At 67.9% G+C, this 14,137-nt stretch carries 17 protein-coding genes; 5 read left to right on the forward strand and 12 right to left on the reverse strand.

Going from position 1 to position 14,137, the window contains the following annotated elements; all coding sequences use genetic code 11:
- Positions 1–46: 46 nt before the first annotated feature.
- The gene (locus tag ACIQBL_RS03290) at positions 47–568 is read left to right on the forward strand and encodes a DUF4245 domain-containing protein (RefSeq protein ID WP_401936147.1); all 522 of its coding nucleotides are present in this window, start codon (positions 47–49) and stop codon (positions 566–568) included.
- A 74-nt stretch (positions 569–642) separates the two neighbouring features.
- On the opposite strand, the gene ACIQBL_RS03295 is transcribed toward ACIQBL_RS03290, so the two are convergent.
- The 4 genes from ACIQBL_RS03295 to ACIQBL_RS03310 form a co-directional block, all read right to left on the reverse strand.
- Positions 643–1,233, reverse strand: a complete 591-nt coding sequence (locus ACIQBL_RS03295) for a malonic semialdehyde reductase (RefSeq protein ID WP_401936149.1) — start codon at positions 1,231–1,233, stop codon at positions 643–645.
- Between the two features lie 145 nt (positions 1,234–1,378).
- On the reverse strand, positions 1,379–1,609 hold the full coding sequence (locus ACIQBL_RS03300; protein WP_401936151.1) for an exodeoxyribonuclease VII small subunit: 231 nt from the start codon (positions 1,607–1,609) through the stop codon (positions 1,379–1,381).
- Between the two features lie 26 nt (positions 1,610–1,635).
- Positions 1,636–2,844 carry an exodeoxyribonuclease VII large subunit gene (gene xseA / locus ACIQBL_RS03305; RefSeq protein WP_401936154.1) on the reverse strand — a complete coding sequence of 403 codons (1,209 nt, stop codon included), beginning with the start codon at positions 2,842–2,844 and terminating at the stop codon, positions 1,636–1,638.
- Positions 2,845–2,902: 58 nt separating this feature from the next.
- Entirely contained in the window at positions 2,903–4,291 is a 1,389-nt protein-coding gene (locus ACIQBL_RS03310) for an APC family permease (protein WP_401937031.1), read from the reverse strand.
- Positions 4,292–4,390: 99 nt separating this feature from the next.
- Here ACIQBL_RS03310 and ACIQBL_RS03315 point away from each other — a divergent pair, with 99 nt between their 5' ends.
- Complete coding sequence (locus ACIQBL_RS03315) at positions 4,391–5,416, forward strand: 4-hydroxy-3-methylbut-2-enyl diphosphate reductase (protein ID WP_401936157.1); 1,026 nt, start codon at positions 4,391–4,393, stop codon at positions 5,414–5,416.
- A 29-nt stretch (positions 5,417–5,445) separates the two neighbouring features.
- Complete coding sequence (gene ppgK / locus ACIQBL_RS03320; protein WP_401936159.1) at positions 5,446–6,192, forward strand: polyphosphate--glucose phosphotransferase; 747 nt, start codon at positions 5,446–5,448, stop codon at positions 6,190–6,192.
- Between the two features lie 246 nt (positions 6,193–6,438).
- Here the strand turns inward: ppgK and ACIQBL_RS03325 are convergent, their stop codons facing one another.
- Entirely contained in the window at positions 6,439–7,014 is a 576-nt protein-coding gene (locus ACIQBL_RS03325; RefSeq protein ID WP_401936162.1) for a DUF6542 domain-containing protein, read from the reverse strand.
- 190 nt (positions 7,015–7,204) lie between these two features.
- Between ACIQBL_RS03325 and ychF the strand changes: the two genes are divergently transcribed.
- Positions 7,205–8,293, forward strand: coding sequence for a redox-regulated ATPase YchF (ychF, locus tag ACIQBL_RS03330; RefSeq protein WP_401936164.1), 1,089 nt, complete (start codon positions 7,205–7,207; stop codon positions 8,291–8,293).
- A 233-nt stretch (positions 8,294–8,526) separates the two neighbouring features.
- Here ychF and ACIQBL_RS03335 read toward each other — a convergent pair whose 3' ends face one another.
- The 3 genes from ACIQBL_RS03335 to ACIQBL_RS03345 form a co-directional block, all read right to left on the reverse strand.
- Complete coding sequence (locus tag ACIQBL_RS03335; RefSeq protein ID WP_401936167.1) at positions 8,527–9,159, reverse strand: hypothetical protein; 633 nt, start codon at positions 9,157–9,159, stop codon at positions 8,527–8,529.
- Positions 9,156–10,571: an AAA family ATPase gene (locus ACIQBL_RS03340; protein WP_401936169.1), complete on the reverse strand. Its 1,416-nt coding sequence runs from the start codon at positions 10,569–10,571 to the stop codon at positions 9,156–9,158. The genes ACIQBL_RS03335 and ACIQBL_RS03340 overlap by 4 nt, the downstream gene beginning before the upstream one ends.
- A gap of 394 nt (positions 10,572–10,965) precedes the next feature.
- Positions 10,966–11,331 carry a VOC family protein gene (locus ACIQBL_RS03345; protein ID WP_401936171.1) on the reverse strand — a complete coding sequence of 122 codons (366 nt, stop codon included), beginning with the start codon at positions 11,329–11,331 and terminating at the stop codon, positions 10,966–10,968.
- A gap of 96 nt (positions 11,332–11,427) precedes the next feature.
- On the opposite strand from ACIQBL_RS03345, the gene ACIQBL_RS03350 reads away from it, so the two are divergent.
- Positions 11,428–12,393 (forward strand): helix-turn-helix transcriptional regulator, encoded by a 966-nt coding sequence (locus ACIQBL_RS03350; protein ID WP_401936173.1) that lies wholly within the window; start codon positions 11,428–11,430, stop codon positions 12,391–12,393.
- 10 nt (positions 12,394–12,403) lie between these two features.
- Here ACIQBL_RS03350 and ACIQBL_RS03355 read toward each other — a convergent pair whose 3' ends face one another.
- From ACIQBL_RS03355 to ACIQBL_RS03370, 4 genes are all read right to left on the reverse strand, one after another.
- A complete protein-coding gene (locus ACIQBL_RS03355; RefSeq protein WP_007446968.1) occupies positions 12,404–12,796 on the reverse strand; it encodes a PIN domain-containing protein in 393 nt (130 codons plus the stop codon).
- A complete protein-coding gene (locus ACIQBL_RS03360) occupies positions 12,793–13,059 on the reverse strand; it encodes a hypothetical protein (protein WP_401936175.1) in 267 nt (88 codons plus the stop codon). The genes ACIQBL_RS03355 and ACIQBL_RS03360 overlap by 4 nt, the downstream gene beginning before the upstream one ends.
- Positions 13,060–13,290: 231 nt before the next feature.
- A complete protein-coding gene (locus ACIQBL_RS03365; protein WP_099889685.1) occupies positions 13,291–13,554 on the reverse strand; it encodes a type II toxin-antitoxin system RelE/ParE family toxin in 264 nt (87 codons plus the stop codon).
- Positions 13,547–13,816 carry a type II toxin-antitoxin system Phd/YefM family antitoxin gene (locus ACIQBL_RS03370; RefSeq protein WP_401936178.1) on the reverse strand — a complete coding sequence of 90 codons (270 nt, stop codon included), beginning with the start codon at positions 13,814–13,816 and terminating at the stop codon, positions 13,547–13,549. Before ACIQBL_RS03370 ends, ACIQBL_RS03365 begins: the two co-directional genes overlap by 8 nt.
- Positions 13,817–14,137: the final 321 nt, after the last annotated feature.

The raw sequence follows: 14,137 nt of genomic DNA on the forward strand, positions 1-14,137 counted from the left end.
GGGGCCCCACGGATGAGCGGACCGGGGCACCTGCGACGATAGGGACGTGGCAGGTTCGAACGGCAAGCAGAAGACGGTCCGGGACATGATTCTCTCCCTGGGCCTGATCGGGATCGCGGCGGCGATCGTCTATATCTTCATCCCGCACAGCGACCACGCTCCGGACGTCAAGCGGGTCGACTACCGCGTGGAGCTGCTCACGGCACGCCGCGCGGCGCCGTACCCGGTGGCGGCGCCGGAGGGCCTGTCCACGAGCTGGAAGGCGACCTCGGTCCGCTACGACGGCGCCGCGTTCGACGCCTGGCACCTCGGGTTCAGTGCCCCCGGCGGTCAGTACGTGCAGATAGAGCAGTCGACTCAGAAGCCCTCCGACTTCGTCGACGCCGCTAGCCAGGGCGGCGCCGCGACGAAGACCACCCAGACCATCGACGGCCGGACCTGGACCCGCTACACCGGCGGTCGCTACGACGCCCTCGTGCTCGCGGACAAGGGCTCGACGACGGTCGTGGCGGGCACGGGCTCCTTCACCCAGCTGACCGAGATGGCTCGGGCGCTGCGGACGAAGTGAGCCGACGGATGTGACGAAGGCCCCCGGCGCCGAGTGCGCCGGGGGCCTTCTGTGCGTCATGGGTGTCATGCGTCTCAGACGGTGGTGACGACCTCGTCGTACGCCAGGCGCGGGGAGCGCGGGAACCAGGCGTCCTCGCCCGGCTTGCCGATGTTGATGACGACGAACGGGGTGTGGTCGCCGTCCAGGAACTCCTTCTGGACGCCCGCGAAGTCGAGACCGGTCATCGGTCCTGCGGCGAGGCCGGCGGCGCGGATGCCGATGATGAAGTAGGCGGCCTGGAGGGCGGCGTTCAGCGCGGCGTTGCCCTCGCGGACCGAGCGCTCGGCGAAGACGGCGTCCTTGGCCTGCGGGAAGTGCGGGAACAGGTTCGGCAGTTCCTCGTGGAACTCGTTGTCCGCGGAGAGGATCGCGACCAGCGGGGCGGCGGCGGTCTTCTTCTGGTTGCCCTCGGAGAGGTGCTTCACGAGGCGCTCGCGGGCCTCGGGGGAGCGGACCAGGGTGATGCGCAGCGGCGACTGGTTCATCGAGGTCGGGCCGTACTTGACCAGGTCGTAGATCGCCTGCACCTGCTCGTCCGTCACCGGCTCGTCGGTGAAGGTGTTCGCGGTGCGGGCCTCGCGGAACAGCAGGTCCTGAGCGGCGGGGTCAAGTACGAGAGACATGCGTGAACTTCCTCGGGGGGCCGGAAGCGGATATCCGGACCGAGGTCCGGATAGGCTGACGAGGCCGACCGTACGCGACGGGAGGTTCAACATTCAACCAAAATCGGGGTATGGTGATCCGCCTCACAGCAGATCGCCCTCGGTGCTACTCGCGGCCCTCTTCTTCGGCCTCTTCCTCCGCCAGCGCCGCGTCCAGCCGCGCCCGCGCACCGTCCAGCCAGCGCCGGCACACCTTGGCCAGCTCCTCACCCCGCTCCCAGAGCGCGAGCGACTCCTCCAGCGTCGTACCGCCCGCCTCCAACCGCCGTACGACCTCGATCAGTTCGTCGCGCGCCTGCTCGTACCCGAGCGACTCTTCCGTCACCTTGCTGGTCATCCGCCCACCCTATGCATCAACAGGAACTACGCCTCGACCCGAACCGTGAACTCACCCTCGGCGACCCGCGCGCGCAGCACCTCGTCCGCCGTCACCTCTTCCGGGTCCCGGACGACATGCCCGTCGGCCTTCTGCAGCACCGCGTACCCCCGCTTCAGGGTCGCGGCCGGGGAAAGGGCCACCACGCGCGCGTGCGTGTGGGTCAGCTCCGAGTCGGCGCGGTCCAGGAGATGCCCGAGCGTGCGCCGGCCCCGGCCGAGGAGCGCGGCGACATGATCCGCCCGCTCGTCGATCATCCGGTGCGGATCCTGTATCGACGGCCGCGACAACGCCTGCGCCAGCCCGCGCTCCTCCCGGTCCACGAACGCCCCCACACACCGCCGCGCCCGGTCGCGCAGCTGCCGTACGCGCTCGTACTCCTCGCCGACGTCCGGTACGACCTTCTTCGCGGCGTCGGTGGGGGTGGAGGCGCGCAGGTCCGCCACGTAGTCCAGGAGCGGGTTGTCGGGCTCGTGGCCGATCGCGGACACCACGGGCGTACGACAGGCCGACACGGCCCGTACGAGCTGTTCGTCCGAGAACGGCAGCAGGTCCTCCACGCTGCCGCCGCCCCGCGCCACGATGATCACGTCCACGCCGTCGAGCGCGTCCAGCTCCTTCACGGCCTGCACGACCTGCGGCACGGCGTGCACACCCTGCACGGGCACGTTGCGCACCTCGAAACGGACGGCGGGCCAGCGGTGCCGCGCGTTCTCCAGGACGTCCCGCTCGGCGGCCGAGGCCCGCCCGCAGACCAGCCCGATCAACTGCGGCAGAAAGGGCAACGGCTTCTTCCGCTCGGCCGCGAACAGCCCCTCCGCGGCCAGCGACTTCTTCAACTGCTCCAGCCGCGCGAGGAGTTCACCCACCCCGACCGGCCTTATCTCCGTGGCCCGCAACGACAACTGCCCGCGCGGCGCGTACCACTCCGGCTTCGCGAGGACGACCACCCGCGCGCCCTCGCTGACCACATCGGCGACCTCGTCGAACACCTGCCGGAAGCAGGTCACGCTCACCGAGATGTTGTACGACGGGTCGCGCAGGGTCAGGAACACGACACCGGCACCCGGGCGCCGCGACAACTCGGTGATCTGCCCCTCGACCCACACCGCCCCGAGCCGGTCGATCCACCCGCCGATCAGCCGGGAGACCTCACCGACGGGGAGCGGGGCGTCCGGAGCCGTGTTGAGAGCCATGCGCCCGAGAGTAACGGCCGCCTGTGACAACGCGGCCGAGGTGAGGAGCGTGTGACCGTCAACCGGTCTCCGCGTCGGCCTTGTTCCGGTTGCCCTGCACCACGAGCACCACCAGCCCGACCGCCAGCCAGATCGCGCCCACCACCTGTGCCGTACCGGACGCCTCCACGATCACCGCGACGGTGATCGCCGCCCCCAGCACCGGCACCAGGACGTGTCGCCACCACACCACCGGCCCGCCCCGGCGGCGTACCGCGAACCAGCCCACCACGCTCGCGTGCAGCAGCGTGAAGGCGGTGAGGGCGCCGATGTCGACGACCGACACCAGGTGGTCGAGTCCGTCGTCGCGCCGTGCCGCCCAGACCGCGGCGATCAGGGTGATGACCGCCGCGCTGAGCAGGGCGATCCGCGGCACCCCGGAGTCCGTCTTCGACAGGGCGCGCGGGAGTCGCCGGTCGCGGGCCATCGCGAACACCAGGCGGGCCGCCGCGGCCTGCCCGACCAGCGCCGCGAACGCCGCGCCGATCGCCTTGCTGACGGCCACCAGGTTGTGCAGCCAGTTGCCGACCGAGACGTCGACCGCGTCGTAGAACGCCGATCCCTGCTTGCCGGCGTCGGCGGCGAGCTGTGCGGATGTCGTCGGCTCCAGGAGGGCGACCAGGTACGTCTGGGCGATGAACAGCACGCCGGCCAGGGCGAGGCAGAACAGCAGCGCTCTGGCGACCTTCTCGGAGCCGCCGGTGACCTCCTCCGCGAAGGTGGCGACCGCGTCGAAGCCCAGGTAGGAGAGGACGGCGACCGAGACCGCGCCGATCACCGCCGACAGCGCGAACGAGCCCTGCGTGCCGTCCCCGGAGAGCGGTGACAGCCAGCCCCGTTCGGCGCCGTCGCGCGCGAGGACGACGATCGCCGACACGACGAAGACGACGAGGACCACGATCTCCATGGCGAGGACCAGGAAGCCCACACGCGCGGCGGCCCGCACCCCCCAGAGGTTGAGGCAGGTGGTGACGACGACGGCCAGCGCGGTCCACACCCACCGCGAGACCTCCGGGACCAGCGCGTTCATGGCGATCCCGGAGAAGAGATAGGCGACGGCGGGGATCAGGACGTAGTCCAGCATCGCCATCCAGCCGGCGATGAACCCGGCCTCCCTGCCGAGCCCCACGCGCGCGTAGGCGAACACGGACCCCGCCTGGGGGACGACCCGCACCATCTGCGCGTAGCTGAAAGCGGTGAACGCCATCGCGACCGTGGCGACGACATAGACCAGCGCGACGGCGCCGTGCGACTTGGCGTCCAGGGTGCCGAACACGCCGACCGGCGCCATGGGGGCGATGAACAGCAGCCCGTAGACGACGAGATCCCGGAAACCGAGACTGCGCCGCAGCCCCGGCCCGTCGTCGGCCGTGCTCGTCGCGTCCGCATCCGTGCCCGTGTCGGCCATCTCGCGTCTCCCGTACGTCGTGTCCGGCCCCCACGCCTCCCGCTCCACGGCCAGTCTCCTCAAGGACGCGATCTTTGACCCGTCGAGCGCGGCCTTACGATGGGACGCATGACTGCTTCGCCTGGCCGCCGTGTCCTGCTCGCCGCCCCCCGTGGCTACTGCGCGGGTGTGGACCGCGCCGTGATCGCCGTCGAGAAAGCCCTGGAGCAGTACGGGGCTCCGATCTACGTCCGGCACGAGATCGTGCACAACAAGTACGTCGTGCAGACCCTGGAGAAGAAGGGCGCCGTCTTCGTCGAGCGGACCGAGGAGGTCCCCGAGGGGAACATCGTGATGTTCTCCGCGCACGGCGTGGCGCCCGTCGTCCACGACGAGGCCAAGCAGGGCCGGCTGGCCACCATCGACGCGACCTGCCCCCTGGTGACCAAGGTCCACAAGGAAGCCGTCCGCTTCGCGAACGAGGACTTCGACATCCTCCTCATCGGGCACGAGGGCCACGAGGAGGTCATCGGCACCTCCGGGGAGGCCCCCGACCACATCACCCTGGTCGACGGCCCGTCCGACGTCTCCAAGGTCGAGGTCCGGGATCCGTCCAGGGTCGTATGGCTGTCCCAGACGACCCTCTCGGTCGACGAGACCATGGAGACGGTGGACGCGCTGAAGGAGAAGTTCCCGCAGCTCATCTCCCCGCCCAGCGACGACATCTGCTACGCCACGCAGAACCGCCAGCTCGCCGTGAAGCAGATGGGCGAGGAGGCCGACCTGGTGATCGTGGTCGGCTCGAAGAACTCCTCCAACTCCGTACGGCTCGTCGAGGTCGCCAAGCTGGCCGGCGCCCGCGCCGCCCACCTGGTGGACTTCGCCGACGAGATCGAGGAGGCCTGGCTGGAGGGCGTGACCACGGTCGGCGTCACCTCGGGCGCATCCGTGCCGGAGATCCTGGTCGAGCAGGTCCTGGAGTGGCTGTCCGCGCGCGGCTTCGAGGACGTCGAACTCGTCAAGGCGGCCGAGGAGTCCATCACGTTCTCGCTGCCCAAGGAACTCCGCCGCGACCTGCGCGAAGAGGCGGCGGCACTGGTCGCCGAGCGCACGGGTTCGGACCGTTCGACCCCCTCCGGGCAGTGACTGTCAGTCGTTCGTCGTAGCGTGGAGCCATGCAGATCTTCGGCGTGGACATCGGTGGATCCGGGATCAAGGGCGCCCCTGTGGACCTGGACAAGGGCGATTTGACCCAGGAGCGGTACAAAGTGCTCACCCCGCACCCGGCGACGCCGGACGGGGTGGCCGACGGCGTGAAGGAAGTCGTCGAGCACTTCGGCTGGACGGGACCGGTCGGGCTCACGTTTCCGGGCGTGGTCACCGGCGGTGCCACGATCCGTACGGCGGCGAACGTCGACAAGAGCTGGATCGACATGGACGCGGGCGCGCTGTTCAGGGACAGACTGGGCGGCCTCCCGGTGACCGTCGTCAACGACGCGGACGCGGCGGGCGTCGCCGAGACGCACTTCGGCGCCGGCCGGGGCCGCAAGGGCACGGTGATCCTGCTGACCTTCGGCACGGGCATCGGCAGCGCCCTGTTCGTCAACGGCGTCCTCGTCCCGAACACGGAGCTGGGCCACCTGGAGCTGAACGGCCACGACGCCGAGAAGAAGGCCTCCAGCAAGGCCAAGGAGGACGGCGAGCTGACCTGGGAGCACTGGGCCCACCGCGTCCAGAAGTACCTCGCCCACGTCGAGATGCTGTTCTCGCCCGAGCTGTTCATCATCGGCGGCGGGGTCAGCCGCAAGGCCGACAAGTTCCTGCACTTCATCGAGGGCATCAAGGCGGAGATCGTCCCGGCGCAGCTGCAGAACAACGCGGGGATCGTGGGGGCGGCGATGCATGCGGCGGGGGACGACTGAGGGGTGTCGTTCAGCGGTCCGGCAGGGGGTTGTTCAGCGGGGCTGCCGGGCGCGGGCTGTCGGACGGGGGCTGCCCGATGGGGGCTGTCGGACGGGGGCTGCCCGGCGGGGGCGGGTCGCAGGACAGTCGGCGCCGGTGCTTCATCGGGCCCGTGTCTGAGGCGTGATCCGCGGGACACCCCCCCCGCGAGGAGTGCAAGCCAAGTCAGGGCAAGCGTCAAGGCGTGAAGCGTCACCTGCGGAGTGTCAAGTCCGACGGCGCCGGTTCAGCAGGCGGATTCTGCGGACCGTGGCGATGAGCCCCGCGACGAGCGTGCCGCCGTAGAGCCAGCCGGCCTGGGTCGCGAGGCCGGTGAACAGGCCCATCAGGCGGTTGACGAGCCCGCCGCTGCCGTCGGCCATCGGGAGCAGGCCGACGGCGAAGGCGATCGGTACGACGACCGGCGCGGTCAGCAGGTCGCCCCGCCGGATCCAGACCGCGGTCAGCACGCACACCGGCAGGAACAGCACGCCGTACACGGTGAGAGACGCCCCGAACAGCAGCTGGTCGAGAAGCCCGAGCGCGAACATCACGGCCGCGCAGAACAGGCCGCCGCCGAGCCCGGTGAGCCGGGGGTTCGGCAGCTGGCGTGCGGTCGGGGCCGCCGTAGGACCCGGGCGTCGTACGGACGCCGGACGGCGTTGTGCGGTGCCGCGGGCCGGCGGGTCCGGGCGGGGTGTGCGGGCCGGGCCGCCGTTCGGGCCCCGGCCCGCCTGCGGGGGCAGGGGCGGGGCCCCGCGTCTTGCGCCGGGCTGTGGGGGTCGTGTCCTGTGTTGCTCCACTGGACCAACTTAGGTCGGTTTATGTGCCGAATAGGTCCTCAGACACGCCGATGGGCAGACCTTGGCCACGTGTTCGACGCGAAGCCGGGAGGGCGCGGCTCACGCCGTAGACTGGTGGATCGGCCCCGGGCCGCAGCCCCGCAGGTCCCCTCCATCGCTCTCACGCCTCTCACGTACGGGAAGTCGCAACGTGTCGCTCACGATCGGAATCGTCGGTCTGCCGAATGTCGGCAAGTCGACCCTGTTCAACGCCCTGACCAAGAACGACGTGCTGGCGGCCAACTACCCGTTCGCCACGATCGAGCCGAACGTCGGCGTGGTCGGTGTCCCCGACGCGCGCCTGACCAAGCTGGCCGAGATCTTCTCCTCGCAGAAGATCCTCCCGGCGACCGTCGACTTCGTCGACATCGCGGGCATCGTGAAGGGCGCGTCGGAGGGCGAGGGCCTGGGCAACAAGTTCCTCGCGAACATCCGTGAGTCCGACGCGATCTGCCAGGTCATCCGCGCCTTCAAGGACGAGAACGTCGTCCACGTCGACGGCAAGGTCTCGCCCAAGGACGACATCGAGACGATCAACACCGAGCTGATCCTCGCCGACCTGCAGACCATCGAGAAGGTCCTCCCGCGCCTCCAGAAGGACTCGCGCATCAAGAAGGACGTCGTTCCGAAGGTCGCGGCGGTCGAGGCGGCGAAGGAGATCCTGGAGAAGGGCGACACCCTCTTCTCCCAGGGCATCGTCCAGGGCTCGGGCAAGGAGGAACTCCTCCACGACCTGCACCTGTTGACGACGAAGCCCTTCCTCTACGTCTTCAACGTCGACGAGGACGAGCTGGTGGACGAGGACTTCAAGACCGAACAGCGTGCCCTGGTCGCCCCCGCCGAGGCGATCTTCCTCAACGCCAAGCTGGAGCAGGACCTCGCCGAGCTCGACGAGGAGGACGCGATGGAGCTCCTGGAGTCGGTCGGCGCCGAGGAGCCCGGCCTCGCCACCCTCGCCCGCGTCGGCTTCGACACCCTCGGCCTGCAGACCTACCTCACGGCAGGCCCCAAGGAATCCCGCGCCTGGACCATCAAGAAGGGCGCCACCGCCCCCGAGGCCGCCGGCGTCATCCACACCGACTTCCAGAAGGGCTTCATCAAGGCGGAGGTCATCTCCTTCGCCGACCTGGTGGAGACGGGCTCGGTCGCGGAGGCCCGGGCCAAGGGGAAGGCGCGGATGGAGGGCAAGGAGTATGTGATGCAGGACGGGGATGTGGTGGAGTTCCGGTTCAATGTTTAGTTGAAAGTTAAACCGCTTTCTGGGGTTTCGGAAAGTGCAGGTCAGAGGGGGTCTACCTTTTAGGGGGACCCCTTTTCTGGCGATCGGAAGGCGCTTAGGTGGGTTGAAGCTTCGAGCGCTGGTTGAGGGGTGCGATTACGGCACCTATTGGCACGTGTCGTCACCTCTGGAATTCCGTACGGTGCTGGATCTCCAGGGTTACGTTGCAAGGTGACGCCAAATCGCCCGTCAGGTCATTCGTTGAGAATCTCGAGTGCCTCGTCGAGGTCCTTGATGAAATCCTGCCATGATGGCAAGCAAGTCACTGACCCCTCGGGATCCAGGAGTTCGAGCATGCGCAGCCGGTGTTGCGCGAAACGCTTCTGGAACTGGGCGAGGCGGCGCCCTTTGTACTCGCTTGCCCGCGCGAGTGAGTCCTTGAGGAGTTGCTTAGGGTCGGCGATTCTTTCCGCCGCAGCTCCCTTAGGGAGGTCGAGGTTGACGTAGCCGCGCGGGTTCTCGGCAACCTGGCGCAGACATGCCTCATCAAGAAGCAGCCAGGCTTCCAGCATGCGGACCGGTACCACGGCGACGTGCCGAAGACCGGGCCACTCGGCACGCACTGCGTCCTCGATCTCGTCCCTGCGGTCCTGGGTGGGACCGCGGTCGGCGTCTCGTTGCACCACCGCCAGGTCGTAGGTCCCTCCTAGTGTGCGGGCTGCCCGCAGTTTGTCCGGGACTGAATGGCCGGTCGGTGGGCGGAGCAGGCCGAAATCGGGGACGGTGATCGAGATGTCGAGTCCCTTGCGTGCGGCAATGGACTCGATGTGCGGTACGAGTCCGTTGTCGCTGCTGCCCTCGCCAATGAACAGAATGCGAGCGGTCACGCGGCCCCCCAGTCCAGCGTGAGCTGCGCTCCCACGGGTGTGGTGAGATACGGCAGGACGTCGGCCTTAGTCACAAAGTCGCCGCCGGCCCTCGTGGCGCGCCACGTCTCGGCGAGTGGACGCAGACGTAGTGCTCGGTTCAGGGAGCCGTTCTCGGACTTGTGGACCGCGGTGTCCGCGAACAAGAGGTCTTCAGGGTTGACGAGTTGCACGACTCCGGGTGAGTGCGTGTTGATCAGCACCTGGCGGAATGGATTGTCCGTCCCAGGTTGCTCGGTCGGGTCGACGGCGAGGTCCTGGACAAGGGCGACCATGGCATTGAGGTTCGCGGGATGGATACCGTTCTCGGGTTCCTCCATACAGATCAGACCGCGAACGGATGTGTCCTCAAGTAGGACGCACAAGGCGAGGAAGCGCAGGGTGCCTTCGGAGAGGCTGCGTGCGGGCAGCGTCATGCCGGCCACCTCGCGCACGTTGACTGTGAGGAGCTGCCGTACCTCGTCCTGATCGACATCTAGATCGCGGATATGGATACCGGTCAAGTCTGTGAGACGCCCAGCCACTCTGGCGTAGACCTGGCTGGCATCCGCGCCGGGAGTGTCGTGGGCCACACGGAAGAGTGTCGCGGGCAGGTGGGAGCCATCGGCGCCCATCACCTGCGGGTCGACGTACCGGTCGGATCTGCGCAGTGCCGACGGCTCAAGAGCGAGCCGTCGCCAGGACTGCATCTCACGACGAGCCGCGAGGATGGTGGGGTCATCGCTGCTGGTGATAGTGGAGACGACGGTTGCGGGTGCCCGGGAGGCTGCGGCCGGTTTGGGCTGACCTCGGCTGCCTCCATCCTGGTGGATCTTAACGACAGATTCGCCAGATTCCGTCGTCGTTGAGATGAAGGGGGCACCGCTGCGGTGGCCCTGAATGACGATGTTGCGGAACTCCTTCGCCCGGTGGGGGAAGAGGAGGTGCCGGGGGGCCTTGCCCTTGGTGATGTGGCTCAGCGTCTCGTGGAGCAGGGTGAGGCGGCCGAAACGGTCAAGTCCGGATGGCTCCTGGTAGCCAATTTCAAGCTCGTACCGCAGAAACGTGGTCGTGGCCTTCGCGGCTCGGCCGAAGTCGTCTTGCGAGTTGAGCGGGACGATCATCTCGGCGGCGAACCACATCCGGTGACGGCCAGGCTCGAAGCCCTTCCAGAAAAGGTCACGGGGGTCCCCATGGCGCTCGCCGTGTACGCCCCGGACCTCTTGGGCCGCCTCCATCATCGACTGGTCGGCGAGCAGGGAGAGGAACTGGATTGCGTCAAAAACATTCGACTTGCCGGTGCCGTTCGCCCCTGCGATGCAGGTGAAGGGGCCGAAGTCGATAGACAGGTTCAGGAGGTTCTTGAACCCGTGGACTTCGAGGCGGGTCAGCATGCTGTCTCCGGAGGGTTCGCCGGGCGGATCCGCCAAGCCTACTGGTGAGGAACGTCGTTATCCCGCGTGCGCGTTGGCGGCATTCGTGCTTGATGACCGTGCGCGCCGCCCTTTCTTCCCTGGCGAGCTGGCCTGGAGCTTGTGTCGGCCCGGGATCGGCGTCCTCCTTGCCCGCTACTCTGGCGCAGCGCCGAGAAGCAGCCGTGCGAACAGCGGTGTCGCGACAGTGAGCTGCCCGAGCGGATCAGGGAGAGCCACGCCGCTGGCACCGCTTCACCAGCCGCCTACGGCCCTCGACTCAGGGGCGCATTCACGTGGGGCACTCGTCGCCCGCTCGAAGTCGGACGACGGCAGGCGCGACACCTGTCGTGCGCGCCTGCCGCATTGCGGCCTTTCAGCCCCGCGGTGCGACGCGGATACGGTTCCCGTCAGGATCGGCTGCGAGGAACGTCAGCCCGAACCCCGCGTCATGAGGCTCGCGCAGGATCGTGACCCCCTTGGACTTCCACTGCTCAAAGATCGCGTTGAGCTCGTCGGGTCCACCGCCGATGGCCAGGCAGACCTCGCTGGTGCGCGGGACGTCCGGTGACAGATCCTCGAACTGGCCGGACCACACGCCGAGATCAGCGCCCGGCCCGAGGTCGAAGGTGATGTATCCCGACGTCTCGAACGAGGGGCTCATGCCGAGGAGGTCGCCGTAGAAACGAGCCGCGGCGGGAGCGTCGTTCACGTAGACAATGGACACGACGGATGTGGTCATGGGTTTTCCTTCTCACAGGTCGTAGGTGGGTACGCATCCGCCAGCCTGACCGGGATATGCGCCGCATCGCGTCGCAATTCCTGAAAAAATCGGTGGGTGACCCCAGACCGCTTCTTCACCCTGATGCTGCTCCTCACATCGAGGGATGCCGTGACCACACAGGAACTCGCCTCAGCGCTCGGGGTGTCCCTTCGAACCATCACCCGGGACCTGAACTGGCTCCGCGACGCCGGTCTGCCGGTGACCGCACACCGTGGCCGCCTCGGCGGCGTGACCATGCTGCCCGGGTCCGGGCCCGACCTCACGCGGCTCACACCGGGCGAGCGTGATCATCTGTCGCTCGCCGGGCTGGACGAGAAGCAACGTGCGGAGCTCGACGTATCGGCCGAAAACCGGCGCGCGCTCTCCAAGATCGCCGCCGCACAGCCGCGTCGAGTCGATGAGCTCCTGCCACTCACCGACGTGGTGCACGTGGACAGCCGACCCTGGCGTCAGGCACGAGTTTCCGGCACGACTCCGGCTTCGCTGATCGGCCCGGTGCGGCGAGGTCACCGGCTACGGATCGAGTACGACAGCCCACGCGAGTCATGCCCACGCGACTTGGTCGTGGATCCCTACGGGCTGTTCGCCAAGGCCGGCATCTGGTACCTCGTCGCCGACTGCGCCCGAGTGCCACGGATGTACCGACTCGAACGGATCACGACGTGGAAAGAAGTCGACCGGCCACGACGGATCCGCGAGAGCCAGACCCTGGCCACCGTCGCCGCAGCGCTCATCGATCAGTGGGAGCACAACCACGCGATCGAGGTCAGCGCCACCATCGACCAGGCCCAGATCGAGCGAGCGCAACGGATCTTCGGCCTACGACTCGTCCCGGACGACCAAGAAGAATCCGCCACCGGCCAAAAGGTGACGATCCGCTTCCCGCATCTGGAGGACGTGCGAGCACTACTGCCGTTCGGGAGCGCCATCACCGTGCACGGCCCCACCGAAGCCAGGGCACACCTCCGCGACCTCGCCACCCATCTTGCCCACCACTATGCGCCGTCACCAACCTCCTGACCCGCAACAACTAGACGGTGCGGATGACAGGGGCGGGTTTGATGTCCTGGGCGTCGATGAGGGTGCGGATGTCGTCCGGGTCCGAGGTCCAGATGATGGCGCCGAGGCTGGCTGCCATGGTCACGACGGTAGCGTCGACGATGTCGGAGGTGCCGGCCTTGCCGCAGAGGATGCCTGCGGTTTTGGCGGTTTCGAGGCCGACGGGTACGACGTGGCACCCGGCGAGGAACTTGCCGAGTCTGACCTGGCGGCGGGAGTCCCGCCATGCCTGGCTGACGACGACGGACGGGACGTGGATGTCCCGGCCGTCTTCCAGGGCCAGGCTGTGGCGGGCCCACATGCGCCGGTCGTCGTTGTCGATGGCGATGAGCACCCCGGCGTCGTACAGGTAGGGGATGTTCACGCGGCCGAGGCTCCCGAGCTACTGAGGTACTCGGCGTCGGCGGCGGCCAGATCCGCTCGGGCAGCGGCGAGGTCTTCCGGGGTGAAGGCGCCGTGCTCGGCCTGCCACTCCTGGATGACGGCGCGGCTGGCGCGCAGGCGCAGCTCGCGTTCTGCTGCTCCGGCGACGAGGCGGGAAAGCGGGATGCCTTCTTCCTCGGCGGCTCCGGCCAGAGCTTCGACCAGGGCTTCGTCGAGAGTGATAGTCACCTTCTTGGTAGCCATACATCAACCATAGCGCGGTATGGCCTTCGGCGCTGATGAGCGGGTCGCGCGACGGGGGGGTGAGGAGGGCCTTGCCGACGCGGTGGCCGCGGAAGCCAAGAGATCCCACAATCCCCCCAATGGCCCGCCTGACGGGCCTGGCGGCGTCCATCCTGGCTCTGTCGAGCCCCACCCTTTCGTCATCACTGTGCTGGATGGGTGCTGGATATTCTGACGTGGGGTCAGCGGCGATCAGGTCTCGTAAACAGTGGACCGGTGTCCCACGTGAACTACCCAGACCACCAACTCTCCGTTGTCAATCGTGTAGACGACGCGGTAGTCCCCCACGCGTAGGCGACGCCGTTCGGGCTGGGATACAAGGGCTGTGGTGTTGAAGCCCAACGGATCACTTTCCAGCTCAGTCAGCTTGGCCAGGATGCGGAGGGCCATATCCCGAGGGATCTTGCGCAGCTCTGCTTGCGCTTCCGGCCGGAAAACCGTGCGGTACTCACTCACTGCGCGCCAGCGTCTCCCTCATGATGTCCTCGATCGGGATTCCGGCCGCCGGGCTCGCCATGCGCTCGTCGATGATTCGGTTGATCTCGCGCTCTTCCCATTCCTGGTACTTCCGCAGCACCTCGATGGACACCACGGCCGCTACCTCCTTGCCTCGGCGCGTGATCACCGTGGGCACATCGTCACGGTCGGCCCGTTCCACGACCTCGGCCAGGTGCGCCCGGACAACGCGGATGGACTCTATGGGTAGTGGCTGCGTCATGCGCCCAAGAGTACCGAGTGTTCTATGTGTACACAACGGTGCCGGTTGCTCGGGGCGTGCTGGATGAACCGCCCTCGTGCTGGATGCGTGCTGGATGGGATCTTCAGAATCGACGTTCCCGCAGTTCGCAGGGCTGTGCTCAACGTTCCGGTTCAACGTGTAGTCGCGCAGCTGTCGCACGTGACATGTCTTGTTGAGCGTGCAGGTCGGAAGGGGTCGGGCTCCAGCGAGTCCGCCCTCTTCGTCGTCGCCGTGCTGGATGGGTGTTGGACAGTGCGTGGATTCCGGTACGGGCCGCCGCAGCGGTAGGACGCGAGCTGA

The sequence above is a fragment of the Streptomyces sp. NPDC088350 genome, from assembly GCF_044753545.1.
Lineage (GTDB): Bacteria > Actinomycetota > Actinomycetes > Streptomycetales > Streptomycetaceae > Streptomyces.